Annotated in this window: 16 protein-coding genes and 1 tRNA gene; 8 read left to right on the top strand and 9 right to left on the bottom strand. The window is 67.9% G+C overall.

Annotation, left to right across the window (positions count from 1 at the left end; all coding sequences use genetic code 11):
- Positions 1-25: 25 nt before the first annotated feature.
- The 7 genes from ACP2AH_RS16840 to ACP2AH_RS16810 form a co-directional block, all read right to left on the bottom strand.
- Positions 26-1,150 carry an ABC transporter ATP-binding protein gene (locus tag ACP2AH_RS16840; protein WP_425106845.1) on the bottom strand — a complete coding sequence of 375 codons (1,125 nt, stop codon included), beginning with the start codon at positions 1,148-1,150 and terminating at the stop codon, positions 26-28.
- Positions 1,147-2,865: an ABC transporter permease gene (locus tag ACP2AH_RS16835; RefSeq protein WP_425106844.1), complete on the bottom strand. Its 1,719-nt coding sequence runs from the start codon at positions 2,863-2,865 to the stop codon at positions 1,147-1,149. Before ACP2AH_RS16835 ends, ACP2AH_RS16840 begins: the two co-directional genes overlap by 4 nt.
- A gap of 124 nt (positions 2,866-2,989) precedes the next feature.
- Complete coding sequence (locus ACP2AH_RS16830) at positions 2,990-4,315, bottom strand: ABC transporter substrate-binding protein (protein WP_425106843.1); 1,326 nt, start codon at positions 4,313-4,315, stop codon at positions 2,990-2,992.
- Between the two features lie 220 nt (positions 4,316-4,535).
- Positions 4,536-5,912, bottom strand: coding sequence for a sigma-54-dependent transcriptional regulator (locus ACP2AH_RS16825; protein ID WP_425106842.1), 1,377 nt, complete (start codon positions 5,910-5,912; stop codon positions 4,536-4,538).
- Positions 5,909-7,834, bottom strand: coding sequence for an ATP-binding protein (locus ACP2AH_RS16820; RefSeq protein WP_425106841.1), 1,926 nt, complete (start codon positions 7,832-7,834; stop codon positions 5,909-5,911). The genes ACP2AH_RS16825 and ACP2AH_RS16820 overlap by 4 nt, the downstream gene beginning before the upstream one ends.
- A complete protein-coding gene (locus ACP2AH_RS16815; protein WP_425106840.1) occupies positions 7,831-9,204 on the bottom strand; it encodes an ABC transporter substrate-binding protein in 1,374 nt (457 codons plus the stop codon). Before ACP2AH_RS16815 ends, ACP2AH_RS16820 begins: the two co-directional genes overlap by 4 nt.
- A gap of 84 nt (positions 9,205-9,288) precedes the next feature.
- Positions 9,289-9,930 (bottom strand): LysE/ArgO family amino acid transporter, encoded by a 642-nt coding sequence (locus tag ACP2AH_RS16810; RefSeq protein WP_425106839.1) that lies wholly within the window; start codon positions 9,928-9,930, stop codon positions 9,289-9,291.
- Positions 9,931-10,002: 72 nt separating this feature from the next.
- Between ACP2AH_RS16810 and ACP2AH_RS16805 the strand changes: the two genes are divergently transcribed.
- The 5 genes from ACP2AH_RS16805 to ACP2AH_RS16785 all read left to right on the top strand — a co-directional run bounded on the left by ACP2AH_RS16805 (position 10,003) and on the right by ACP2AH_RS16785 (position 15,810).
- Positions 10,003-10,893, top strand: coding sequence for a LysR family transcriptional regulator ArgP (locus tag ACP2AH_RS16805; protein WP_425106838.1), 891 nt, complete (start codon positions 10,003-10,005; stop codon positions 10,891-10,893).
- Between the two features lie 87 nt (positions 10,894-10,980).
- Positions 10,981-12,681, top strand: a complete 1,701-nt coding sequence (locus ACP2AH_RS16800) for a methyl-accepting chemotaxis protein (protein ID WP_425106837.1) — start codon at positions 10,981-10,983, stop codon at positions 12,679-12,681.
- A 191-nt stretch (positions 12,682-12,872) separates the two neighbouring features.
- Entirely contained in the window at positions 12,873-13,307 is a 435-nt protein-coding gene (locus ACP2AH_RS16795) for a hypothetical protein (RefSeq protein ID WP_425106836.1), read from the top strand.
- 492 nt (positions 13,308-13,799) lie between these two features.
- Positions 13,800-15,539, top strand: coding sequence for a hypothetical protein (locus tag ACP2AH_RS16790; RefSeq protein ID WP_425106835.1), 1,740 nt, complete (start codon positions 13,800-13,802; stop codon positions 15,537-15,539).
- Positions 15,540-15,591: 52 nt separating this feature from the next.
- The gene (locus tag ACP2AH_RS16785; RefSeq protein ID WP_425106834.1) at positions 15,592-15,810 is read left to right on the top strand and encodes a hypothetical protein; all 219 of its coding nucleotides are present in this window, start codon (positions 15,592-15,594) and stop codon (positions 15,808-15,810) included.
- A gap of 178 nt (positions 15,811-15,988) precedes the next feature.
- Here the strand turns inward: ACP2AH_RS16785 and ACP2AH_RS16780 are convergent.
- Positions 15,989-16,078: transfer RNA gene (locus ACP2AH_RS16780), tRNA-Ser, on the bottom strand.
- Between the two features lie 258 nt (positions 16,079-16,336).
- Positions 16,337-16,735 carry a hypothetical protein gene (locus tag ACP2AH_RS16775; protein WP_425106833.1) on the bottom strand — a complete coding sequence of 133 codons (399 nt, stop codon included), beginning with the start codon at positions 16,733-16,735 and terminating at the stop codon, positions 16,337-16,339.
- A gap of 545 nt (positions 16,736-17,280) precedes the next feature.
- Between ACP2AH_RS16775 and ACP2AH_RS16770 the strand changes: the two genes are divergently transcribed.
- The 3 genes from ACP2AH_RS16770 to ACP2AH_RS16760 all read left to right on the top strand — a co-directional run bounded on the left by ACP2AH_RS16770 (position 17,281) and on the right by ACP2AH_RS16760 (position 25,402).
- Positions 17,281-18,465: an efflux RND transporter periplasmic adaptor subunit gene (locus ACP2AH_RS16770; RefSeq protein WP_425107061.1), complete on the top strand. Its 1,185-nt coding sequence runs from the start codon at positions 17,281-17,283 to the stop codon at positions 18,463-18,465.
- A 109-nt stretch (positions 18,466-18,574) separates the two neighbouring features.
- Entirely contained in the window at positions 18,575-21,754 is a 3,180-nt protein-coding gene (locus ACP2AH_RS16765; protein ID WP_425106832.1) for an efflux RND transporter permease subunit, read from the top strand.
- Positions 21,755-22,090: 336 nt separating this feature from the next.
- A complete protein-coding gene (locus ACP2AH_RS16760; RefSeq protein WP_425106831.1) occupies positions 22,091-25,402 on the top strand; it encodes a DUF2126 domain-containing protein in 3,312 nt (1,103 codons plus the stop codon).
- Positions 25,403-25,470: the final 68 nt, after the last annotated feature.

Below are 25,470 nucleotides of genomic sequence, written 5' to 3'. Positions count from 1 at the left end.
TTGGCGATAAGGGCAGGCGCGGGGCTCAGGCCGTGCCGGGCCCGAGCCAGAGGGCGGAAGCCACGGGTATGTCGACCCAGACGCGGTCGCCGATCTCATAGGGCGCGCGCAGGCCGGGCTGGAACACCTCGTCGACGGTGATCTCCTGCCCGCCGACCTCGATGCCGAAGCGGATCACGCTGCCGAGGAATTCGCGCCGGGTGATCGCGCCCTCGAAGGCGCAGGCTCCGGCCGGCTTTTCCGTCGCCAGGCGGGCGACCTGCGGACGGAACACCAGCCGCGCATCCGCCGGCACCTCGGCCTCCGCCGCGATCGGCAGGCGCAGGCCGCCGAGGGTTTCGAACTGCCGCGCCGCGCCGGTGCCCACCACCTTGCCTTCCAGCACATTCGCCGTGCCGAGGAAGGTGGCGACGAACAGATTGGCCGGGCGCTCATACAGCTCCACCGGCGTGCCGACCTGCTGCACCACGCCCTCATTCATCACGGCGATGCGGTCGCAGACCGTGTTGGCCTCTTCCTGATCATGGGTGACGAAGATGGTGGTGAGGCCGAGCCGCTGCTGCAGGTCGCGCAATTCGCGGCGCACCTGCACCCGCATCTTGGCGTCGAGATTGGACAGCGGCTCGTCGAGCAGCAGCACCTTGGGCTCGATGACCACGGTGCGCGCCAGGGCGACGCGCTGCTGCTGGCCGCCGGAGAGCTGGGAGGGCCGGCGCTCGGCGAGATGGGCGAGCCCGACGATGTCAAGCGCCGCCGCCACCCGGCGCTGGATCTCGGCACGCGGCACGCCGCGCTCCTCCAGCCCGAAGGCGACGTTCTTCGCCACCGTCATATGCGGCCACAGCGCGTAGCTCTGGAACACCAGCCCGACATCGCGCTTCCACGGCGGCAGGGTGCTGATGTCGCGCCCGCCCACCACCACGCGCCCGGTATCGGCGGTGTTGAAGCCGGCGATGAGGCGCAGAAGCGTGGTCTTGCCGCAGCCGGACGGCCCGAGAAAGGCGAAGAACTCGCCCGGCTTGATGTCGAGATTGACGTTCTTCAGCACATGGTTGCTGCCATAGGAGAGATTCACCCCCTCAATGTGCAGGTCGAGCGCCGCCGTGTTGAGGACGGCCGCGGCGCTGGCGTCGATGGCGTGAGCGTTCATCGGGCGGCCCCCGTGGTCTTCTGGTTGCGGTCAATGATGTAGTGGGAGATCAGCGTGCAGGCGGCGACCAGCAGCACGGCGATGACGCCGAGCGCCGCGCCGGGCCCGCGGCCGGCGGCGGACTGCATGAACACATACAGGCCATAGGCCAGCGGGGCGTCGGCGTTGGACTGCACCAGCATCAGCGTGGCGGAGAGTTCCACCGCCGCCGTGGCGAAGCTGGTGACGAAGCCGGCGAGGATGCCGCCGGTCATCAGCGGCACCACGACGCGCATCACCGTGCGCGACTTGGTGGCGCCGAGATTTTCCGCCGCCTCCTCCAGCGATACGGAAATCTGCTGCAGCGCGGCGTAGCAGGCGCGCAGCGCATAGGGCAGGCGGCGGATCGCCAGCGCGATGACCAGCACGATCCACATTGTCGCCAGCGGCGTGCCGTCGGGCAGGCGGATATCGTAGAAGGTGCGCAGATAGCCGATGCCGAGCACCACGCCCGGCACGGCGAGCGCGGCCGTGGCCGCCCAGTCCAGCCAGTGGCGGCCGATCAGCTTGGTGCGCAGCACCAGATAGGCGATGGCGGTGCCGACCACCACGTCGATGCCGCCGGCGATGGAGGCATAGATCAGCGTGTTCTTGATATAGACCGAGCTTTCCCCGAACACCCGGCCGTAATGGGCGAGGGTGAAGCCGTCCGGCAGCGGGCTGAACGACCAGATGGTGGCGAAGGACAGCAGCAGCAAGCCGAGATGCGGCGCCAGAACCAGCGCCAGGATGAGGCCGACGACGCCATAGGCGACCACCTGCTCCCACGGGCGCATGCGGCGCTTGGCGAGCCCGCCGCCGCCGCGCTGGGTGGTGGCGTAGTCGCGGCCGCGCAGCGCCAGCGCCGACACCCACATGGCGAACACCGACACCACGATCAGCACCACCGCGATGACATAGCCCATGGGATCGGTGATGCCGATGGAGGTGACGCGCAGATAGGCCTGCGGCGCCAGCATGTCCTTGACGTTCAGCAGCAGCGGCGTGGCGAGGTCGTCGAACACCTTGACGAAGACCAGCGAGGCGCCGGCGACATAGCCCGGCATGGCGAGCGGCAGCACGATGCGCCGGAACATCCGCATGCCAGACGAGCCGAGATTCTGCGCCGCCTCTTCCATCGAGCGGTCGATGTTGCGCAGCGCCGCCGAGAGGTTGATCAGGATGAAGGGGAAATAGTGGATGGCCTGGACGAAGATGACGCCGTTCAGCCCTTCCATGAAGGGGATGCGGAAGCCGAAATACTCGTTCAGCAGCAGGTTGACCGAGCCATTGCGGCCGAACAGCAGCTGCATCGCCACCGCGCCGACGAAGGGCGGCATGATCAGCGGCACGAAGCCCAGCGTCTGGATGATCAGCGCGCCGCGAAACTCGAAGCGGGTGGTGATGTAGGCCAGCGGCAGCGCGAACAGCGAGGCCAGCCCCACCGTCATCGCCGAGACGTAGAACGAGTTCCAGAACGACCGCATGAACAGGTCGGTGCGGAAGAAGTCGACGAAATTGATCAGGGTGAAGCCGCCGCTGCCCTTCTCGGTGAAGGCGACATAGATCACGGACCCGACCGGCACCAGAAGGAAGGCCAGCAGAAAGGCCGTCAGCCCCAGCGCCAGGGCGATCTGGCCGGGGGTTCCGGGCAGCCGCCAGCGGCGCGCCGGGGCCTGGGTGAAGGCGAGCGACATGCAACACGCTCCAGCTATGGCGTGAGAGGGGGACGCGGCGCCGCCGCCGCGTCCTATGGGCGTGGAAGGAGGGGACGCGGCGTCGTCGCCGCGTCCTATGCCGAGAAGGTTCGGCGGGCGCGGCTCAGTTGGCGAGCTTGGCGGCTTCCGCGACCTTGGCCTTCGCCTTGGCGTAGTGCTCCTTGGCGAAGCCGGCCCATTGCTGCTCGATCTCAGCCTGGCGGGCGCCCTTTTCCTTGCCGCCGCTGAACGCCGCCAGCACTTCCTTGCTCGACGCCTGCTCCTCGTTGACCGGCATGGCGCCGATCAGCGCGCGCGCTTCCTTGATCAGGGCGCGGGCCTGCGGGTTGTCCTTGGCCGCGAGCTTGGCCTCGACCTCATGGATCGACTTGGTGACGGCCTTCAGGTCGTTCAGCTGGAAGGAGATGAGCTGGTCGAACAGCGTGTCGACCACGGCGGTGCGCTGGCCGGACTTGTCGACGTCGAACATCGTCATCGACTTGAAGCGCGGGTCGGTGAAGGGGTTGGGGTAGCCCTCCGGCGCCTTGGCATAGACGGCCGGGTTCACCGGCAGGCGGCGGATGCTGGGTTCGAGCAGCACTTCCTGGCCGGCGGGCGAAAGCAGGAAGTTGACGAATTTCTGCGCGTTGGCGGCGTTCGGCGCGTTGGCGACGATGCCGACATTGGCCGGCACCACGGTGGTGACGGTGGGATAGACGAACTTCACCGGAAAGCCCGAGCCCTGGGCGGAGAAGGCGAAGAAATCGATGACGATGCCATAGCCGACCTGGCCGGAATTCACCGCCTCCGGCACGCCGAAGGAGCGCTCGGTGATGGTCTGGAAGTTGCCGGCCATGTCCTTGATGGTCTGCCAGCCCTTGTCCCAGCCCTCACCCTGCAGGATCGTCTCGATCGTCAGATGCGTGGTGCCGGAGCGCGCCGGCGAGGCGATGGCGACATGGTCGTAATAGGGCGCGGCGGCGAGGTCGTTCCACTCCTTCGGCTCGGGCAGCTCATTGGCCCCGACATAGCGGGTGTTCCACATGATGCCGTAGCCCGAGGCCGCGAAGCCGAAATAATAGCCCTCGGGGTCGTTGATGGGATAGGCGCCGATCTTCTCGGGGATGCCTTCCGCCGATGGGGTGAACTTCTGCAGCAGCTGCTTAGATTTGAGCACCTCGAAGGCGTCCGGCGCCGAGGCCCAGAACAGGTCCGCCTGCGGGTTGGAGCGGGTTTCGTCGAGATATTTCACGCCCGCATTGGTGTTGCGGTTCTGCACGTCGAGCGAGATGCCGGGATTGGCCTTCTCGAACGCGGCCTTGATCGGGTCGGTGACATCCTTGGAGAAGGAGGTGACGACGGTGACCTTGCCGGACTGCGCCAGCGCCGCCGGGGCGGCAGCGAAGGAGGCGAGCGCAAGGGTGGCCGCGGCGGCGGCGAAACGGATCATGGCGTATCTCCCAAAAGTCTGTTTGGCGGCCCGAAGGCTGCGCGAGCCTCTCCGCAACCCGCGTGCCAAGGCGCGCGTGATGGATAAAGGCTAGACCTATCAAACGTTTATGCGGAGTTGGCCGGCGCCGCCGGACGCGAATGGGTCAGCGCGGTAACAGCGCGCGTCGCCCGCATGGGTCATTCAGGTAACATCGCGGCGGCGTTTTCAGCCTCGGTGCTCAGTCCTCCACCGCGTCGCGCTCCAGCCCGTGCTTGCGCATCTTCAGGTAGAGCGTCTTGCGCGAGATGCCGAGCGCTTCCGCGCATTGCCCGACCCGCCCGCCGTGCCGGGCCAGCGCCTCGGCGATGAGCTGGCGCTCGGCGGCGTCCATCATCGCTTCGAGGCTCGTCCCGCCCGCCGGGATTGGGGCAGGCGGCGGGGGGAAGGCCTCCGGCGCGCCCGCGTCCTCGAGCCCCAGCACATGGCGCTCGGCGGCGTTGCGCAATTCGCGCACATTGCCCGGCCAGGGCCGGCGCATCAGCTCAGCGAGCGCGGCCGGCTCCACCGGGCGGGCCGGCACGCCGTCGCGCGCGGCCACGGCCTCGACGAAATGGCGGAACAGGGCCGGAATGTCCTCGCGCCGGTCGCGCAGCGGAGGCAGGCGGACGGTGACCGTGTTGAGCCGGTAGACCAGATCCTCGCGGAAGCGTCCTTCGCCCGCCAGCGCCAGCAGGTCCACCTTGGTGGCGGCGATCACGCGGATATCGACCTTGATCTCCGCATTGGAGCCCAGCCGTTCCAGGCTGCGCTCCTGCAGCGCGCGCAGCAGCCGCGTCTGCGCCGCCAGCGGCATGGATTCGATCTCATCAAGGAACAGCGTGCCCTTGTGCGCGTGCTCGATCTTGCCGATGCGACGCTCGCGCGCGCCGGTGAAAGCGCCCGCCTCATGGCCGAAAAGCTCGCTCTCGATCATGTTCTCGGGGATGGCGGCGCAGTTGACGGCGACGAAGCGCCCGGCGCGGCGGCGGCCGAAATCGTGCAGGGCGCGCGCGGCCATCTCCTTGCCGGTGCCGGTCTCGCCGAAGATCAGCACATCGGTGCGGGTGTCGGCGAGCACGGCGAGGGTGCGGCGCAGGCGCTGCATCGCCTCGGAACGGCCGATGAGCCGGGCGGCCCATGCGTCCTGCGCCAGCGCGTCGTCGCGGGCGGCCTCCTCGCGCAGCGCGCGGTTTTCCAGCACCAGGCGGCGCTGTTCCAGCGCGCGCCGCACCGTCTCCACCAGCAGCACCGGGTCCGCCGGCTTCTCGATGAAATCCCACGCCCCGGCCCGCAGGGCGCGCAGCGCCATCGGCACATCGCCATGGCCGGTGATCAGCAGCACGGGAATATCGGCGTCGAGCCGGCGCACCGCGTCGAGAAAGGCGAAGCCGTCCATGCCGGGCATGCGCACATCCGACACCACGACGCCCTCGAAGCCGGGCGACAGCGCCTTGAGCGCCGCCGCCGCGCCGGCGGCCGGCAGCACGGCGAGGCCGTCGAGTTCCAGCGTCTGGCCATAGGCGTGGCGGACCTCGGCGTCGTCGTCCACCAGCACGATGTCGGGCGCCCCGCTCATGCCGCCTCGCTCAGTTCGATGGCGAAGATGCTCCCGGCGGGCGAGCTCTGCCTCAGCAGCAGCCGGCCGCCGAAATCGCGGATGATGTTGAAGGACAGCGACAGGCCGAGGCCAAGGCCGGAGCCGGGCGGCTTGGTGGTGAAGAACGGGTCGAAAATGTCCGAGCGCTGCGCGTCCGCAATTCCCGTACCGCTGTCGACGATCTCGATGCTCACATGCTCTCCCTCGCGGCGGGCGCGGACCTCGATCCGGCGCGCGGCCGCGTCGTGAACCGCGTCCATCGCATTGGCGATGAGATTGACCAGCACCTGTTCGAGCCGCACCTCCTCGGCACGGACCCGCAGCCCCGGCGGCACCGCCCGTAGCACCTCGATGCGCTCATCGGCAATGCGCTGGGCGAACAGGGACAGCGCGCCCTCGACCACATGGTCCAGATCGACCGCACTGAGGGTAGGCTCCGGCCGGCGGGCGAAGCGCTTGAGATGGGCGATGCTCTGCGCCATGCGGACGGTGAGTCCTTCGATGCGGGCGAGGCTTTCCGCCGCGTCATCGCCGCGCCCGCGCTTCAGCAGCACGGCGCCGTTATGCGCGTGCGAGCGGATGGCGGCGAGCGGCTGGTTCAGCTCGTGCCCGATGCCCGCCGCCATCTGTCCGAGCGCGGCGAGCTTGGCGGACTGCACCAGCTCGTCGCGCGTCTGGCGGAAGATGACGAGGGCGCGGGCGAGTTCGTCGAGCTCGTCGGCGCCGAAATAGCCCTGCGGCTTGGGCGCCGGCAGCGCCACCGCGCCGCCGCCGGCAATGGCCCCGGCGGCGAGGGTGAGCCGTTCCAGCCGGGCGATGAGGCTGCGCCGGACATAGAACCAGCCCACCAGCACCGCGACGCCAAGCGAAAGCCCGGCAATGGCGAGCAGCAGGCCGCGCCCGATGACGATGGCTTCCGCCGCGCGGGCGGCGGCGGCGCGGGCCTCGGTCTCGATCTGCCGCGCCACGGAGCCGATGCTGCCGCCGAGTTCGGCGGCGAGATCGCGGCTGGTGGCGAGCCGCGCCTGACCTTCCTCCGACGCGGCGATCTCTGCCATGCGCAGCCCCGGCAGGCCGCTTTCCGCCTCGGCGAGCGCGGCGAGGCGGCCGACGATCTGGCGCACGGTGATGCTGTCCGCCCAGCCCTGCAGCCGCTTGGCCTCGACCACCAGCTCGTCCACCGCCTCGCCGAGGAAATGCCCGGTCTGGCGCAGGTCCTCGGTCACGCGCACGCTCGCCACCTGGCCGAGAAGGCCGATGGCGAGATGCGCCTGCGCACTCAGGGCGAGGATGGCCTCGGTCTTCGAGGTTTCGTCGCGCAGGATGCGCTGGGCCGCCTGCCCGGCCTCGCCCGCCTGTCCCGCCTGGGCCAGGGCGGCGTTGATGTTGAAGCGTGCGTCCTCGACCAGCGGCTCGACCTCGTCGACGAGATCGGCCTGCAGCCAGCGCAGTTCCTCGACAATGGCGCGGGTGCGGGCCTCGATGTCGAAACGGCGGCGGGCGGCGGCGTCCACCGCGTCGAGCGTGGTGCCGAGCGCTTCCACCAGCCGGCGCAGCGCGGCGAAGCCCTGCGCGCCCTCGCGCGACGGCGCGGTCTCCAGCAATTGGCCGAGCGCGCCGAGCCGCTCGCGCGCCCGCTCCATGGCGCGGTCATGGTCGTCGCGCCGCTCGGCGGTGGCGAGCTCGGTGGCGGCGGCGGTGAGGCGCCCGCCCGCCTGCGAAAGCTGGGCGGCGAAGACCAGCGCCGGCACATGGCCGCGCGCGGTGGAATCGAGTTCCGACGACAGCCGGGCATAGGACAGCCAGCCGACCAGGCAGGCGATGACCGCCAGCCCGCCGACGCCGATGAAGGCGAGCAGCAGCCGCCCGCCAATGCCGAAACGGGTGCGCTCCCCGCTCATGGCGTGCCGCGTCCCGCGCGCAGCGCCGGCAGCCGCCCATCCTCCACCAAGAGGCGCCGGGCCGTCTCGGCGGCGGCGCGCGCCTCGGCGAGATTGGCGGCGGCCCAGCGCTGGATGCGGGCGGTGAGCGCGGCCTGTTCCGGCGCGGCGGGCAGGCCGCGCGGCACGCGCATCAGCTTCACCCCGGCGGCCAGGCGCGTGGCTTCCGCTTCATCGAACGGCATCTGCCGCAACAGCGCCCGCGCCCGCGTCACCTCGCGCGCGGCCTCCGCGTGCGGCGTGGGCAGCAGGGCGGCTTCCACCTCATAGACGGTGCGCCAGATGTCGGTGGCATCGCTGAGCGGGAAGGTGATCAGCTCGTCGAACAGGATGTTGATCAGCTCATAGCGCTGCGCCGAGCGGCCGGCATCGAAGCTCCAGGTCGCCGCCTCGTCATTCTGCGCGAAGGGGTTGGGCCCGACGGTCGCGCCCTCGGCATAGAATTCCGGGCGGATCGGCTGGCGGTCGATGCGGGGGTCGAGCAGCAGGCGCTGGCCGGGCACAGACAGCAGGAAATCGACGAAGGCGTTCGCCGCCTCGCGGTTCACCGCGTCCTTGAGCAGGGCGATGCTGGCGGGGGTGAACACTTTCTGATCGGGAAAGCTGAAGCGCACCGGCCCGGCGTCGAGTTCGCCCGGCCGCGCCAGGAAATCGATGGTGATGCCGACCCCGAACCGCCCGCGCGACACCCCCGCCGCCACGCCGAAGCTGCGGGCGGTGACGGTGGCGAGATTGCCGCCGACCTGCCGCCACACCGCCCAGCCCTCATCCCAGCCCTGCGACTGCAGCAGCGCCTCGACCATGAGATGGGTGGTGCCGGACCGTGAGGGCGAGGAAAGGCCGACATGGCCGTGATAGACCGGCGCCGTGAGATCGCGCCAGCGCTGCGGCACGCCGAGCCGGTGGCGCTCCAGATAGGCCTCGTTCCACACCACGCCATAGCCCGACAGCGCGAAGCCGAGATAGAGGCCCGACGGATCGTTGACGGGATAGCCCGCCACCACCGGCGGGGTGCCGGTGTCGCGCGGGGCCAGCGGGGCGAGCCGGCCTTCCAGCTTCAGCAGCTCGAACGCATCGGGCGCCGAGGCCCAGAACAGATCGGCGTCGAGCCGCTCGCCGCCGGTGATCAGCGCCACGGCGGCGGTGGTCTTGCGCTGCACGAACTCGACCTCGATGTCCGGCCGCGCCTGCCGGAACGCCGTGCGGTAGAGCTCGATCATCGACGGCGGGAACGAGGTGACGATGCGCAGGGGGCGCGCATGCGCTGCGGTCGCCGGCGCCAGCAGCAGGCACAGGGTGGTGAGGACGAAAGCGGCGGCGCGGAACCTCAACAGCTTCTCCGGCGAAGGGACGAACCGCGCCACCATCGCCGCAGCGCCGGCGCACCGCAACCTCGGGCAGCGGGGCGCGCGCGATCAGCCGGGGACGGAGAGGGCGCGCGCCACCAGCGAGGCCGCCAGCGTCAGCATGACGACGCCCACTCCGGCGTCGAGCACCCGCCACGCCGCCGGCCGGGCGAAAAGCGGGCGCAGCAGCCTGGCGCCATAGCCGAGCGCGGCGAACCAGAGGAAGCTCGCCAGCGCCGCGCCGGCGACGAAGACCGGGCGCGCCGCCTCCGGCTGGGCGGCGCCGGCCGCGCCCATCAGCAGCACCGTGTCGAGATAGACATGCGGGTTCAGCAGAGTGAAGCCGGCGGTGGCGAGCAGCGCGCGGGCCAGCGTCGTGCCGGCCGACGCGTCGACCGTCATCGCGTCCGTCGCCGCCATGCGCCGCAGCGCCTGCACCCCATACCAGCCGAGAAAGCCGGCGCCGCCCAGGGCCAGCGCCGTGGCGAGCTGGGGAAGGGCGTTAAGGAAGGCGCCGAGCCCGGCGACGCCCGCGCCGATGAGCAGCGCGTCGGCGGTGCCGCAGAACAGCACGATCGGCCCGACATGTTCACGCCGCAGCCCCTGGCGCAGCACGAACAGGTTCTGCGCGCCGATGGCGATGATCAGGGCGGCGGAGAGCAGAAAGCCGGTGACGAAGGGGAGGAGGGCGGGCGCGAGCGGCTGTGTCATGCCGCCTTGGTGGCGCGCGGCGGGTGCGAAGTAAAACTTGTTCTGCTTCATCGGATGAAGCAAAACTTCATCATGCTGGATTACCCCTCGCTTGCCGCCGTCGCCGCCGTGGTGCGGGAAGGCACGTTCGAGCGCGCCGCCGCCGCACTCGGCATCACCCCCTCGGCGGTGTCGCAGCGCGTGCGCGGGCTGGAGGAACGGCTCGGCGCCATCCTCATCGTCCGCGGCCAGCCCTGCACGCCGACCCCGCTCGGGCGCACGCTGTGCGCCCATTTTGACCGGGTGCGGCTGCTGGAGCACGACCTCGCGCCGGCGCTCGGCCCCGCCGTCGCGGCCGGCGAGCGCCTCACTCTCCCGGTGGCGGTGAATGCCGACAGCCTCGCCACCTGGTTTCCGGCCGCGGCGGCCGCCTTCGCCCGCGCGACGCAGGCGACGCTCGACATTGCGCTCGACGACGAGGCGCACACCGCCGCGCGGCTGCGCTCGGGCGAGGTGCTGGCCGCCGTGACCGCCGAGCGCGAGCCGGTGCCGGGCTGCCGGACGCTGCCGCTCGGGGCGCTGGCCTATGCCGCCTGCGCCAGCCCGGACTTTTACGCGCGACATTTCCCCGACGGCGTCACCGCGAAGGCGCTACAGGCCGCGCCCTGCCTGCGCTTCGACCGGCGGGACTTCCTGCAGGCGCGCTGGGCGCAGGCGGCGCTGGGCGTGGAGCGGCTCGGCCCGGTGCATTGGGTGCCGTCCACCCATGGCTTTCTCGACCTTACGCGGCTGGGGCTCGGCTGGGGCCTGCACCCCGTGGTGATGGTCGAGGCGGAAATCGACGCCGGCCGCCTCATCGAACTCGTGCCGGGCCAGCGCAGCGTGGTGCCCCTGTACTGGACCGTGACCCGCCTGCACGCCGGGGCGCTGAGCCAGCTGACACGCGCGGTGCGGGTGGCGGCGGGCGCCGTGCTGCGCCGCTGAGGGGCGGGCGGAAGGCGTGCCGCCATCAGCCTCGCGCAAGCAAGCCGACCTTTAGTGGAGGCTGACTTAACCTTACGAGATGCCGCCATGCGCTTCGCCAATTGGTCCATACTTGGGAAAATCTCCCTCGTGGTCGCTCTGCTCGGTCTGTGCTCGACCGGATGTACGCTGTTCGCCGGCCGCCGGATGGCGGAAATGCAGGACGATTACACGGCGCTGCTGGAGGGCGATGCACGAGGGGCCGTCGCTCTGGCGCGCATGAACCGGCAGGTTGTCTGGTCGGAACGCTCGATCTTCCAGGCGCTCGCTTCCACCAGTCCTGAGGAGGGCCGCGAGGCGCAGACGCAGCTATCGCATGGGCTTGAGGAACTGCATCGTTTCGCGGCCGAGGCCCAGAAGGCGCTTCCCGATGACGCGGAGGCCATCCAGACCCTGGTGAACCGCTTTGACGCGCAGGTGAAGAGCGCCTGCGCCGCCACCGTCCAGACGGCGGTTGCGGCCACGACACCCGACGAGAAACACCGCGCGAACCAGATGATGATGGCGGAGTGCGAGCCGGCACTGGACAAGGTGCGGGCGGAGTTGGTCAGTCTCGTTTCCTCCCTGCAGGACGAGATGCACCAGCGCGAGGAGGAACTGCACGCGCGGGCCGACGCTACTCAGGTCGAGCTCTATGTCGGCACGGCGACGGCGATCCTGTTCTGTCTCGTGCTCGCCTTCCTGATCGCCACGCGGGGGATCGTGCGCCCGATCGGCCGTATCGTGGGTGTGATGGAGGCATTGACCTCCGGGCGCTTCGAGACGGAGGTCGGAGAGACCGAACGCCGCGACGAGGTGGGGCGGCTCGCGCGCGGGCTGGCGCGCTTCCGGCAGGAGCTGATCGCCAATGCCGATCTGCGCGAGCAGGCCGCGATCGAGGAGCAGCGCTCGGCGGAGAGGCTGCGTCAGCAGAAGGAGGAGATCGCCGCCACCTTCGAGAGCCGTATGGGCAGGCTTGCGGAATCGTTCACCAGCTCCTCCACGGAAGTGGCGCAGGCCGCGACCAGCCTTTCCGCCGCGGCGGAGCAGACCACCCGCCAGGCCCGCGCCGTGAGCGAGGCGGCGACGGAAGCCTCCGCCAGCGTGCAGACGGTGGCCGCGTCCACGGAGGAGATGTCGGCCTCGGTGCGCGAGATCGCCGAACAGGTGGTCCGCGCCGCGAGCATCGCCGACGGCGCCTCCAACGATTCGACCCGCATCCAGAGCGAGATCGCCGAGCTGACCCAGGCGGCGAGCCAGATCGGCGCGGTCATCGATCTCATCACCAGCATCGCCGGGCAGACCAATCTGCTGGCGCTCAATGCCACCATCGAGGCCGCCCGCGCCGGCGAGGCGGGCCGGGGCTTCGCCGTGGTGGCGCAGGAGGTGAAGGACCTCGCCAGCCAGACCGCGCAGGCGACCGACGAGATTTCCGCCAAGGTGACGGAAATCCAGAGCGCGACGGAACGATCCGTGGCGTCGATCGCGCGGATTGCCACCACCATCAATGACATCCGCACCGCCTCGGCGGCGATTTCCGCCGCCATCGAGGAGCAGGGGGCCGCGACGCGCGAAATCGCCTACAGCACCCAGCAGGCCGCCGAGGGCGCCCAGGTCGTCAATGGCAGCATCCACGGCGTCGGCGAGGCGGCGGAGACCACGGGCGCTGCTTCGGTGCAGCTGAAGGGTCTTTCGGAACAGCTCTCCAGCCAGGCGGTGCAGCTCAACACCGAGGTCCGCAGCTTCGTGACCACCCTCCGCGCGGCCTGAGCCGCGCCACACAATGCGAGAAGATGCGCCCGGCGGTGGCAACGCCGGGCGTCGCCTTTCAGGCGCCTTCCCCGTCCGCCGCGTCATGGCCCTCGGTTCCGCGGTTGATTGTCCGGCAACGAACCGCCAGAGTGAGCGTTATTCAACGGTGCCAACAGGGCACGTTGCTCCACTAGGGAAGGTTATCGCCGATGAAACTCCTGTCGGTACTACGGGTCGGGCTCCTCGCCCTGGCAGCGCTCATCGGCGGCATCTCGCTGGCCAGCGCCGCGGACGGCACCATCACCATCCGCATCGTGAAGGCCGGGTTCATCGTCGGCGGTTCCGCCGGCGAGGGCGTGCTGACCTTCCAGGGCCGGAAATATCCGCTCTCGGTCGGCGGGCTGAGCTATGGCTTCACCTTCGGCGCTTCCGAGACGCGCCTGCACGGCAAGGTGCGCAATATCCAGCGTGCGTCCGACGTGTCGGGCGTCTATGCCCAGGGCGGTGCCGGCGCCGCCTTCGTGAAGGGCGCGCAGGTAGTCGTGCTGACCAACCAGAACGGCGCCGTTCTGGAACTCAGCGGCGAGCAGAAGGGCGTGATCGTCAGCCTCGATCTGAGCGGGCTGGCTCTCTCGCTGAAGTGAGACATGCGGCGGGGGCGGCGCCGATGGATGCCGCCCCCGCCGTTCTCCTCCGCCCGGCGCGGTGGCCGTGGGCTGGCTGATTGCCGGTATGTGCGGAGGTGCCCCACCGTCGGCCCGTGCTCCCAGCGCGCCTCTTTCCTTCTCCTGTCCCGCGATCGCGCGGGCTTGCCGCGCGCGTCGCTCCGGCATGGGACGGCAGGGCGGAGAACGACAGTCGCGCGGCCATGCCATCGCCCAAGCGACGCGCCGGCGCGGGCTGCTCGAGTACGGCTTCACGCAGCCGCCTGGCCGGGGGCCGCGACATGTCCCGCGCCTTCCGACATGTCCCGTCATGAGAGGCGGGCAAGCGGCGTCATGTGCCTGAAAGGGGCCGGGGAAATCCGGGGCTTTACCGATGGCGACATTTTTCTGTTGCAGGCGCCTGGGACGTTCCAGCGAACCAGCCTCATCGGCGTCATTGCCGGATCGAAATTTTCTGAGGAACATTTTTAGATGAATATAGACCAATCAAATCATGGAAGAGGAGATTCATTTCTGTCGGAGTCGCTGGGTGGGAAAATTTTTATAGCTTTTAGCTTTTCTGTATTCATTCTTTTTTCGTGTCTTTATGCAATCTATACATGGAATGTATCTTACGATGTGTTTTATGAGGCAGATTTTCTGCACATTCCATTTATCGCGGGCCTCATAGATGGACGTATGAGTGTACGAGACTTCATGACGGTTTTCGACGAACACTTGTTTCCTGGTTATAATTTGATATTGTTTGTCAATTATATATTATTCAAAATATCTGGGAATTTTACAGTTGTTCTATCCGCCGTTTCTGTAGTAATAAGCGCGATTATCGTTGTCGTATTTGTCATCCGAAACTGGAGCTCTCATTACGTAGGTTTATATTTCACTACGTTTGGATGTAGCTTTGTTTTGCTGTCGCCGACGAACAATGCTTTCTGGGGTATGGCCCTTGCGGCGCAGGTCGGCACGCTCATCGTGCTCCTGGTCATCTTCGCTTTCTGCCATGCTGTGTGCGACAATCGAGGCTTCGTTTTTCCTCTCTTCCTTGTACCTGTCGCCTTCATATTCTTTCTGGGCGGGTATTCCGCAGGGTTCATGGCGGTCGGTGTCGTGGGTTTTTCCTTGATGTTTCGGTCAAGGCCGCTGCGCTCATGTGCGATTTATACTCTAGCGACTTTCATAGGCTCCGTTATTTTGTACAGTTTTCTCGTGTATAAATACGGCGCGCTGTTTTCAAACGTGCCAAGCGAAGCCTCGTTCAGTCTGCTCATTCTGATCAAGTTCGCCTTGGTCATGTCGGCTGCCAGCGTTCTCGGCAGTACACTCATTGAGCAAATGGGGCGGCCAGACGTCTATTTTTACGTTGGCGCTCTCTTGCTTATGGTCACGGCGCTGGCCGTGGCCGATGTCTCGCGTCGCATCCTCCGCCGTAATGCGCGTAAATTGGATGTATTCGTTCTCCTGCTCATTACCTATTCCATTATCACGATTCTTTTTGTCTCGTTTTTCCGCTTTAGAAATGGGGTGGAGGGGGGTACGGGACAGTGGTACGCCACGCATATCAAGTTCTTGCCGGTCGCCATCTTTATCTGGCTGGGCGTCAAGATCGACCGTGGAAGGGCGGGGGGCTGGCGGACGCTTTTGGCGATGATCGGGTTCGTTGCGCTCACCGCGAGCGTTCTCGTCGGTTTCCGAGGTGACTGGATCAAGTCCTTTTATGTTCGGGAGTGGAAGGCCGGCGTCGCTTCCTATGCGCTGGATATCCTGGCGACGCCCGAGGATCAGCTGCCGCCGCAAGGTCCTGCCACGCTTCTATGGGACCCTGTTCAGGTAAAGCGCGGTCTCGAACTGTTCTATCGGAACAATCTTTGGGTCTTCCGTTCGCGCGACATCAAAGTGAAAGGACTGCAGGAGGGGCGCTTTCTTTCCGCGACGCAGCCCGCGTTTGTCGCCTGCCCTGTGGGGACGACGTCGTTGACCTTTACCGTCACGGGAGCGCCGGGAGACGGCCTGTTGAAGGTCTCATCCGCCGCGGCCCTGCAAGAGATCCCACTCGGTCAGAGCGTCGTGTTCGCCTTCCCCACCATCGATGCGGTTGCACGCCTGTCCCTTGAGGCCGCAAAAAAGGCCGGCGAGGGCGCTGATGCCGCGGATGGCGGCCCCTCCGCCGCGATCGAGATCAGGGACCTGGAATGTCACCTCAGGGGGCTGTGACGCGCTTTCCGCAATAACGTCCTGAATCGGATCGCATCCCGGAAACGAGGCCATGCGGCAGGGCTATGGCTATATGTGGTGGACGCTTCCGGCGGACATTTGCGGGAAGAATGCCTTCTACGCGTCCGGCTATGGCGGCCAGATCATCGCCATCGTGCCGGCCAAACGGCTGGTTGTCGTGCAGACCGTTGATCTCAAGCAGAATCCGAAGGGCATCCGCACGAGCGCCTTCCTCGAGCTTTTAAAGCAGATCGTCTCCGCTTCGCCGTAAAGCCCCAGGCCGCAACGCACGAACGGGCACCCCTAGGACCGGAAGAGAGCGGCCCAAGCGACGGGCTTTCAATGGTCGATCGGGGCGCGCAGCAATTCAAAAGTGTGGGGTAAAATGAGGGGGCCGGGCTCAAAGAGCCATGTAAGCCCTTTTAAATCAACGTTTTGAGCTGAAAATCTGGCGGAGGGAGCGGGATTCGAACCCGCGATACGGTTTCCCGTATACACACTTTCCAGGCGTGCGCCTTCAACCACTCGGCCACCCCTCCGTCGCCGGCCCTGGGGCCGGATGTCTGCGCAGGGTGCGGGCGTGCCCGCGAACCAGCGAAGAGGCGCGGAATATAGCGAAGCCCGCTTCCGTGGCAAGCGCCGCGCGACGGGATCGACACGCAATCGTCACCGGCTGTTGAAAAGCGCTGATTTCACCATGCCAGCAGGGGACGCGATCACCGCGCAGAGGTGGATCGGGCGACGGCGCGGCCGCTTGCCGCCCGCGCCCCGCCCCTCGCGCGCCTCAGTCGAGCGGCTCAGTCGAGCGGCTTGCCGACGGAGGTCATGGCGCAGCTGGCGGCATCGGCCTGGGGGCCCATCAGATGCACCTGATCCTGCCCCTTCGCGCCGGCGACGATGTTGTAGATGGTGGTGCTGGCCGATCCCGCCGCCTTGCCCTTGACGGTGAAGCTGCAGCTGACGCCGACCGAACCCACCGTCGCGGCGGTGTTGTTAGTGACGGCGACGCCGATCACCGTTCCCACGTCATTGGTGAAGATGTCGCCTTGGGAGAGCGCAAGCCCGGCGAAGCGGGCATCGCCGCTCTGCGCCTGGGCGCCCGGCGCGCCCGCCGGCAGGGACAGCGCGGCCACCAGGAGCGCCGCCAGCGACGGGGCGAGGCGACGGGCGCGGCGGGATGAAAGAAGAAGCGACATGAAGGGCCTCGCGGTCGGCTGCGGCGTTCGGACCGGCGGCGGGGAGAGCGCCCCGTCGCGCCGCCGCAGCCTAGTCGATGCGCGGTAAAAGTCGAGCCGGACCGCACAAAGCGGGCGGCTCGCGGGCGGCGGGAGAACCCGTGCCGGAGGGCGGGCAAGGGGCGCTCGGTTAGGCGTGCGGAAAGATCTGCCGTGACACGATTTGACCGTTCATACGGTCTTCACGCCCATGGTGCCCAGGTGCCGCGCGAAGAACGGGTGAGCCGAACTATTGCCTGTGCGCTCACGCGACGAATAGGCGGCCGGCGGCGGATTCGGCCAGCTTGGCGCATCGTGAAATGGCAAGAAAACATAGGTATATTTCGCTTGCCTCTATTTCTGTGGCGTTTGTTTTTATTGAATACGTGAAGATCGGCGTAACTAGACAAGGGGGCCGCCAGCGGTATAGTCCGGTGGCGGAAATGGCGCCACGGGAGAGTGGGATGGGTCCGAGCGTGAGTAAGGCCGGTTGGCGGCGTGCGGGAGCCGGCTGGCTCGGCGTCGGCATGGTGGCCGTGATGCTGGCGGCGTGCTCGGAAGAGAACAAATATGTCGCTCCCCCGCCGCCGCAGGTGACGGTCGCCGCGCCCGTGCAGCAGGCGGTGACGCAGTATCTCCAATTCACCGGCAACACCGCGTCCATCAACTCGGTCGATCTCGTCGCCCGTGTCGAAGGCTTCCTGATGTCGATCGACTACAAGGACGGTGCGGTGATGAAGAAGGGCGACCGGCTCTTCCTCATCCAGCAGGACACCTATCAGGCCGATCTCGACCAGGCGAAGGCGCAACTGGCCTCGGCCCAGGCCCAGCTCACCAACAGCCAGGCCGAATATCAGCGGCAGGCCACGCTCGGCCAGCAGGACTTCTCATCGCAGGCGACCGTCGACAAGGCGCGTGCGGCGCGGGACGAGGCGATCGCTGCGGTGGACGCGGCCAAGGCCAATGTCGAGATCGCCACCATCAATCTCGGCTACACCACGGTGACCGCGCCCTTCGACGGCATCGTCACCCGCCATCTCGCCGATGTCGGCCAGCTTGTGGGCCACAGCCAGCCGACCACGCTCGCCACCATCGTCGAGATGGACCCGATCTACGCCTATTTCAACATTGGCGAGAACGAGGTGCTGCGCATCAAGCAGGCGCTGGCGGCGCAGGGGCGGACCATCGAGGACGTGAAGCAGATCGAGATCGATCTCGGCCTGCAGAACGAGGGCGACGACTACCCGCACAAGGGCCGGCTCGACTATGTGTCGCCCGAGGTCGATCCCGCCACCGGCACGCTGCTGGTGCGCGGCATGTTCGACAACCCGAAGCTGGCGCTGCTGCCGGGCCTGTTCGTGCGCGTGCGCATTCCCGCCAAGCAGATTCCCAACGCCTTCCTCGTCGCCGATACGGCGATCGGCACCGCCCAGCAGGGCAAGTATGTGCTGGTCGTCAACAAGGACAATGTGGTCGAGCAGAAGATCGTCACCGTGGGCCAGCAGATCGGCGAAAACCGGGTGATCGAATCCGGCCTCACCGCCGACGACCGGGTGGTGGTGGGCGGCATCCAGCGCGCGACCCCGGGCACCAAGGTGGCGCCGGTGGAGGCGAAGACGGCGAGCGCCGCCGCGCCCGCCGCAGCGACCCCCGGGACCAAGACCGACGCAGCGAAAGCCGACGCGGCCCCTGCGGCCAAGCCGGCGAACTGACCGACCGGCGCCGGCCGCCCGCCGGCAGCCGGGCCCATCCGAGACGCCGAACGACTGCCACCGGCCCCGCGACTTCCGCTCCGGCCCGCTTGAACCGAAGGCCCGTCACATGATCTCCCGCTTCTTCATCGAACGGCCGGTCCTTGCCAACGTTCTCGCGCTGGTCTTCGTGCTGATCGGCGCCGTGGCGCTCTATTCGCTGCCCGTGGCGCAATATCCCAACGTCGTGCCGCCGACCATCCAGGTGACGACGCTCTATCCCGGCGCCAGCGCGCGCACGCTGGTCGACACCGTGGCGCTGCCGATCGAGCAGCAGGTGAACGGCGTCGAGGACATGCTGTACATGCAGTCCACCAGCGCCAGCGACGGCACCTATACGCTGACCGTGACCTTCGCCATCGGCACCGATCCCAACATGGCGCAGGTGCTGGTGCAGAACCGCGTCGCCATCGCGCTCGCCTCGCTGCCGCAGGCGGTGCAGGTGCAGGGCGTGACCACGCAGATCAAGTCGACGGCGATCCTGCAATTCGTCACGCTCTATTCGCCGGACGGGCGCTATGACAGCCTGTTCCTGGCCAATTACGGCGTCATCAACCTGCAGAACGAAATCGCGCGCCTCGACGGCGTCGGCAATGTCGCGGTGTTCGGCGCCGGCCAGTATGCGATGCGCGTCTGGCTGAACCCGGACGAATTGCAGGCCCGCCAGCTCACCCCGCAGGATGTGATCAACGCCATCCAGCAGCAGAGCCAGGAAGTCGCCTCCGGCGTGGTCGGCATGCCGCCGGTGCCGAAGGGGCAGAACTTCCAGTTCTCGCTGCTGATGGACGGCCGGCTCAACGATGTCGCCGACTATGAGAACATCATCGTCAAGGTGTCGAACGCCGATGGCGGCCGCATCACCCGCCTGCGCGACGTGGCGCGGGTGGAGATCGGCGCGCAGACCTACAGCCAGGTCTTCACCTTCAACGACAAGCCGGCGGCGGCGCTCGGCATCTACCAGCTGCCCGAGGCCAACTCGCTGCAGGTGGCGACCGAGGTCCGGGCGAAGATGGACCAGCTCGCCAAGAACTTCCCGCCCGGCCTCACCTATGCCGTGCCCTTCGACACCACCGTCTTCGTCAACGCCTCGGTGACGGAGGTCTACAAGACCCTGTTCGAAGCCGGCATCCTCGTGCTCATCGTCATCCTGGTCTTCCTGCAGGACTGGCGGGCGACCCTGGTGCCCGCCACCACCGTGCCGGTGACGATCATCGGCACCTTCGCCGCCATGGCGGCGATGGGCTTCACGGTGAACCTCTCCACCCTGTTCGCCATCGTGCTCGCCATCGGCATCGTCGTCGACGACGCCATCGTCATCGTCGAAGGCGTGGCGCGGCACATCGAGCGCGGGCTGCCGGGCCGCGAGGCGGCGGAAAAGGCGATGGACGAGCTGCTCGGCCCGATCATCGGCATCACGCTGGTGCTGATGGCGGTGTTCCTGCCGGCGGCGTTCATGCCCGGCCTCACCGGCCAGATGTACAAGCAGTTCGCCCTCGTCATCGCCGCCACCGCCTTCATCTCGGCGATCAACGCGATGACGCTGAAGCCGACCCAGTGCGCGCTGTGGCTGCGCAAGCCGGTGCCGGAGGATCAGCGCAACTTCTTCTACCGTGGCTTCAACGCCGTCTATAACCGCGCCGAGCACTGGTATGCCGGCCTGATCCACCACATGGTCAAGGCGAGCGCGGTGGTGGTCACCGTCGGGCTGGTGCTGATCGGCCTCGCCATCTGGGGCATCACCCGCGTGCCCACCGGCTTCCTGCCGACCGAAGACCAAGGCTATGTGCTCATCGGCGCCCAGCTGCCGGACGCGGCCTCGCTGGAGCGCACCAATGAGGTGATGGACCAGATTTCCAAGATCGCCGGCGCCACGCCGGGTGTGAAGGATGTCATCGCCATTTCCGGCGTCTCGGTGCTCGACAACAACGCTACCCTGCCCAATGGCGGCGTCGCCTATGTCATGCTCGACCCCTGGGACGAGCGCGACAAGGCCGGCCACGGGCTGCGCTTCATCTACGACACGCTGAACAAGGAACTGCAGCAGGTCGACAAGGCCTTCACCTTCGTGCTGGTGCCGCCGGCGATCCAGGGCGTCGGCAACGCCTCCGGCTTCACCATGATGGTGCAGCAGAAGGACGGCAGCTTCGACTTCGCCGAACTGCAGGCGGTGACCCAGCAGGTGCTGGCCAACGCCTCCACCCAGTCGGCGCTGCAGCGCCTCTCCACCTCGTTCCGCGCCAACGTTCCGCAACTGCTGCTCAAGATCAACCGCATCAAGGCGGAGACGCTGGGCGTGACGGTGGGCCAGGTGTTCTCGACCGTGCAGGGCTATGTCGGGTCGAGCTACGTCACCCAGTTCAACGAGTTCGGCCAGACCTTCCAGGCCTATATTCAGGCGGAGCCGGATTTCCGCCGCACGCCGGAGGAAATCCTCAACCTGAAGATCCGCACGCCCGAAGGAGTGATGGTGCCGCTCGGCACGCTGGCGGAAGTGGAGCCGGCCTTCGGTCCGCCGTTGATCACCCTGTACAATCTCTACCCCGCCACCACCATCCAGGGTGGGCCGGCGCCCGGCTTCTCCTCCGGCCAGGCGTTGCAGATCATGGACCAGATCGCGGATTCGACCCTGCCACCGGGCACGGGCTTCGACTGGACGGCCATGTCGTACCAGGAAGTGGTGGTCGGCAATGAGGTCTATTTCGTCTTCGGCCTTGCCATCCTGCTGGTCTATTTCGTGCTCGCCGGCCAGTATGAAAGCTGGGTGCTGCCCTTCGCGGTGCTGCTCGCCGTCCCGCTGGCGCTGCTCGGCACGGTTGCCGCCCTCACCGGGCTCGGCTTCGCCAATAATCTCTACACCCAGATCGGCCTCATCCTGCTGATCGCCCTATCGGCGAAGAACGCGATCCTGATCGTGGAATTCGCGCGCGAGAAACGGGCGGAGGGCATGGAGATCATCGAGGCGGCGACGGAGGCGGCACGGCTGCGATTCCGGCCGATCCTGATGACCTCCTTCGCCTTCATCCTCGGCGTGCTGCCGCTGGTGCTGGCCACCGGCGCCGGCGCGGCTTCGCGCAAGTCGATCGGCATCGCGGTGTTCTCCGGCATGCTCGCCTCCACCTGCCTCGCCGTCCTGTTCGTGCCGTCGTTCTACGCGGTGCTGCAGCGCTTTGAGGAATGGCGCGCGCGTGGCAAGACGCCCGCAGGAACCACGCCCGCCGGCCCGGAGGGCGCGCCGCAATCGGCGGCGTGAGGATGGCGCTGTCGCCTCAACTATCGGCAGCCGGGTGACGCTTCGGTGGGCGCCCGGCTATTCCGGCCGGACGCCCGGCGCGCCCGTTCCGACGCCTCGCAATAGCGGCTGCGCGAGGCCAGCTCTCTTGATGCCATGCTGGCGCCCAGCGTTGTGCCCGGTCGTTGCGGTTCATCTTCGCGGCCCAACTTGGCGCGCATCTCGGTGCCCCATCTCGGCACCCCACCTTGCCGGCCATTGCCCTGCGGCACGATTCCTGCGTTCATCGTGGCCTATGCACCGCGCCCCGCCGTCCCGGGCGTGGGCGCCGTGTTCCCTGTTGGTCAGTGGGTGCCTATGACAATCTTCGCCAGCCTGCATCACGTCACGGCCTACCGCTATGACCGCCCGGTCACCCTCGGCCCGCAGATCATCCGGCTACGCCCGGCACCGCATTGCCGGACCCCGGTGAAGAGCTACGCGCTCAAGGTCACGCCCTCGAACCATTTCGTGAACTGGCAGCAGGACCCGTTCGGCAACTGGATGGCCCGCTTCGTCTTTCCGGAGAAGGTCACGGAGTTCCGGGTCGAAGTCGACCTCATCGCCGACATGACGGTGTACAACCCGTTCGACTTCTTCATCGAGGAATATGCCGAGACGCTGCCCTTCGCCTACCCGACCGCGCTGGCCAAGGAGCTGATCCCCTATCTCGAGCGCGAGGAGGGCGGGCCGATGCTCGACGCCTTCGTCGAGGAGGTGCGCCCGGACGACGGCGCGATGACCGTCGATTATCTCGTCGCGCTCAACCAGAAGGTCCAGGGCCGCGTCGGCTATCTCATCCGCATGGAGCCGGGCGTGCAGACGCCGGACGAGACGCTGGCGCTCGCCTCAGGTTCCTGCCGCGATTCCGGCTGGCTGCTGGTGCAGGTGTTGCGCCGGCTCGGTCTCGCCGCGCGCTTCGTCTCCGGCTACCTCATCCAGCTCAAGCCCGACGTGAAGGCGCTGGATGGGCCGACCGGCACCGAGGTCGATTTCACCGACCTGCACGCCTGGTGTGAGGTCTATCTGCCCGGCGCCGGCTGGATCGGCCTCGACCCCACCTCCGGCCTGCTGTGCGGCGAGAGTCATCTGCCGCTGTGCGCCACGCCGAGCCCGTCCTCGGCCGCGCCGATCACCGGCGGCTTCTCCGCCGAGGAAGGCACCAAGACCGAGTTCGAGTTCGACATGCGGGTTACCCGCGTCGCCGAGAAGCCGCGGGTGACGCTGCCCTTCTCCGACGAGGCCTGGGCCGCGCTCGACGCGCTGGGCGACCGGGTGGATGCGGACCTCGCGGCGCAGGATGTGCGCCTGACCATGGGCGGCGAGCCCACCTTCATCTCCATCGACGATTATCAGGGCGCGGAGTGGAACACCTCGGCCGTCGGGCCGACCAAGCGCGCGCGGGCGGACGAACTGATCCGCCGCTTGCGTACGCGCTTCGCCCCCGGCGGCATGCTGCATTACGGGCAGGGCAAGTGGTATCCCGGCGAGAGTCTGCCGCGCTGGACCTTCTCGCTCTATTGGCGCAAGGACGGCAAACCGATCTGGCGCGACCCTGCGCTTGTCGCCGTCGAGACGCAGAAGGGTGCGACCATCGACGAGGCGCAGCGCTTCATCGCCACGCTGGCCGACAGCCTCGGCGTCGGCGCCGCCTATGCCGAGCCGGCCTATGAGGACGCTGCCCACTGGCTGCTGAAGGAGGGCGACCTCCCGGAGAATGCCGATCCATTCGACACCAAGCTGGAGGATGCCGAGGCGCGGGCGCGCTTCGCCCGGGTGTTCGAGCGCGGTCTGGGCAAGCCCAGCGGCTATGTGCTGCCGATCCAGCGCTGGCAGGCGCGCGGCGTGCGCGGCTGGGTCAGCGAGAAATGGCGCTTCCGCCGGGGGCGGCTGCTGCTGGTGCCGGGCGATTCCCCGCTCGGCTTCCGCCTGCCGCTGGCGAGCCTGCCGTGGGTGCCGCCGGCCGCCTACCCCTATGTGAACCCCGCCGACCCGATGGCGATCTCCGGCGACCTGCCGGATGCGGAAACCCTGCACCAGCTCTACCGCCGTTCCGCGCGCGAGGAGCCCTCGCAGGACCAGGTCGACCAGGTGCTCACCGGCACCGGTGCGGTGCGCACCGCGCTCTCCATCGAACCGCGCGATGGACGCCTCTGCGTGTTCATGCCGCCGACCGAGCGGCTGGAGGACTATCTCGAACTGCTCGCCGCCATCGAGGTGACGGCAGAGGAACTCGGCCTGCCCGTCCATGTCGAGGGCTACACGCCGCCGGTCGATCCGCGGCTCAACGTCATTCGCGTGGCGCCCGATCCCGGCGTCATCGAGGTGAATGTCCACCCGGCCGCCAATTGGCAGACCTGCGTCGAGATCACCCGCGATCTCTATGAGGAGGCGCGGCTCACCCGCCTCGGCACCGAGAAGTTCATGGTCGACGGCCGCCACACCGGCACCGGCGGCGGCAACCATGTGGTGGTGGGCGGCGCCACCCCGGCGGACAGCCCGTTCCTGCGCCGGCCGGACCTGCTGAAAAGCCTCGTCACCTATTGGCAGCGCCATCCCGCGCTGTCCTATCTGTTCTCCGGCCTGTTCATCGGCCCGACCAGCCAGGCGCCGCGCGTCGACGAGGCGCGCCATGACAGCCTGTATGAGCTGGAAATCGCCATGGCGCAGGTGCCCACGCCGGGAAGGGGGCTCGTGCCGCCGCCCTGGCTGGTGGACCGGCTGTTCCGCAATCTGCTCACCGATGTCACCGGCAACACCCACCGTTCCGAGATCTGCATCGACAAGCTGTTCTCGCCGGACGGGCCGACGGGGCGGCTCGGCCTTGTCGAGTTCCGCTCGTTCGAAATGCCGCCGGACTGGCGCATGTCGCTCGCGCAGCAATTGCTGCTCCGCGCGCTCATCGCCTGGTTCTGGCGCACGCCGCAGGAAGGCCCGCTGGTGCGCTGGGGCACGGCGCTGGCCGACCGCTTCATGCTGCCGCATTTCGTCTGGGCCAATTTCCAGGACGTGCTGGGCGATCTCGCCCGCGCCGGCTACCGCGTCGATCCGCTGTGGTTCGAGGCGCAGCGCGAGTTCCGCTTCCCCTATTTCGGGCAGGTGGAGCATGGCGGGGTGACGCTGGAACTGCGGCAGGCGCTGGAGCCGTGGCATGTGATGGGCGAGGAAGGCGCGGTCGGCGGCACGGTGCGTTTCGTCGATTCCTCGGTGGAGCGGCTGCAGGTGCGGGTGGAGGGGCTCAACCCGGCCCGCCATGTCGTCGCCTGCAATGGCCGGCGCCTGCCGCTGATGCCGACGGGCCGCTTCGGCGAATATGTCGCCGGGGTGCGCTTCAAGGCGTGGCAGCCGGCCTCCGGCCTGCACCCGACCATTCCCGTGCAGGCGCCGCTCACCTTCGACATCGTCGATCTGTGGTCGAACCGCTCGCTGGGCGGCTGCGTCTACCATGTCGCCCATCCCGGCGGGCGCAACTACGAGACCTTCCCGGTCAATTCCTATGAGGCGCAGGCCCGCCGGCTGGCGCGCTTCCAGGATCATGGGCACACGCCGGGCTATCTCTTCATCCCGGCGGAGGAGCCGTCCACCGAATTCCCGGCGACGCTGGATCTGCGCCGTCCGGCGCGGATCTGACGGCGCGCCATGACGGTTGGGACGGGCTCCTTATCCCCACGCCGACGCCCCGTCGGGCGCGGCGGCGG

The sequence above is a fragment of the Ancylobacter sp. genome, from assembly GCF_965249975.1.
Lineage (GTDB): Bacteria > Pseudomonadota > Alphaproteobacteria > Rhizobiales > Xanthobacteraceae > Ancylobacter.
This window is presented reverse-complemented; position numbering and strand designations above follow the sequence as displayed.

What these genes read in the sequence shown, in the direction of transcription:
- ACP2AH_RS16840 (WP_425106845.1), bottom strand. Translation starts at nt 1,150, where the DNA reads ATGAACGCTCACGCCATCGACGCCAGCGCCGCGGCCGTCCTCAACACG.
- ACP2AH_RS16835 (WP_425106844.1), bottom strand. Translation starts at nt 2,865, where the DNA reads ATGTCGCTCGCCTTCACCCAGGCCCCGGCGCGCCGCTGGCGGCTGCCC.
- ACP2AH_RS16830 (WP_425106843.1), bottom strand. Translation starts at nt 4,315, where the DNA reads ATGATCCGTTTCGCCGCCGCCGCGGCCACCCTTGCGCTCGCCTCCTTC.
- ACP2AH_RS16825 (WP_425106842.1), bottom strand. Translation starts at nt 5,912, where the DNA reads ATGAGCGGGGCGCCCGACATCGTGCTGGTGGACGACGACGCCGAGGTC.
- ACP2AH_RS16820 (WP_425106841.1), bottom strand. Translation starts at nt 7,834, where the DNA reads ATGAGCGGGGAGCGCACCCGTTTCGGCATTGGCGGGCGGCTGCTGCTC.
- ACP2AH_RS16810 (WP_425106839.1), bottom strand. Translation starts at nt 9,930, where the DNA reads ATGACACAGCCGCTCGCGCCCGCCCTCCTCCCCTTCGTCACCGGCTTT.
- ACP2AH_RS16805 (WP_425106838.1), top strand. Translation starts at nt 10,003, where the DNA reads ATGCTGGATTACCCCTCGCTTGCCGCCGTCGCCGCCGTGGTGCGGGAA.
- ACP2AH_RS16800 (WP_425106837.1), top strand. Translation starts at nt 10,981, where the DNA reads ATGCGCTTCGCCAATTGGTCCATACTTGGGAAAATCTCCCTCGTGGTC.
- ACP2AH_RS16795 (WP_425106836.1), top strand. Translation starts at nt 12,873, where the DNA reads ATGAAACTCCTGTCGGTACTACGGGTCGGGCTCCTCGCCCTGGCAGCG.
- ACP2AH_RS16790 (WP_425106835.1), top strand. Translation starts at nt 13,800, where the DNA reads ATGAATATAGACCAATCAAATCATGGAAGAGGAGATTCATTTCTGTCG.
- ACP2AH_RS16785 (WP_425106834.1), top strand. Translation starts at nt 15,592, where the DNA reads ATGCGGCAGGGCTATGGCTATATGTGGTGGACGCTTCCGGCGGACATT.
- ACP2AH_RS16775 (WP_425106833.1), bottom strand. Translation starts at nt 16,735, where the DNA reads ATGTCGCTTCTTCTTTCATCCCGCCGCGCCCGTCGCCTCGCCCCGTCG.
- ACP2AH_RS16770 (WP_425107061.1), top strand. Translation starts at nt 17,281, where the DNA reads ATGGTGGCCGTGATGCTGGCGGCGTGCTCGGAAGAGAACAAATATGTC.
- ACP2AH_RS16765 (WP_425106832.1), top strand. Translation starts at nt 18,575, where the DNA reads ATGATCTCCCGCTTCTTCATCGAACGGCCGGTCCTTGCCAACGTTCTC.
- ACP2AH_RS16760 (WP_425106831.1), top strand. Translation starts at nt 22,091, where the DNA reads ATGACAATCTTCGCCAGCCTGCATCACGTCACGGCCTACCGCTATGAC.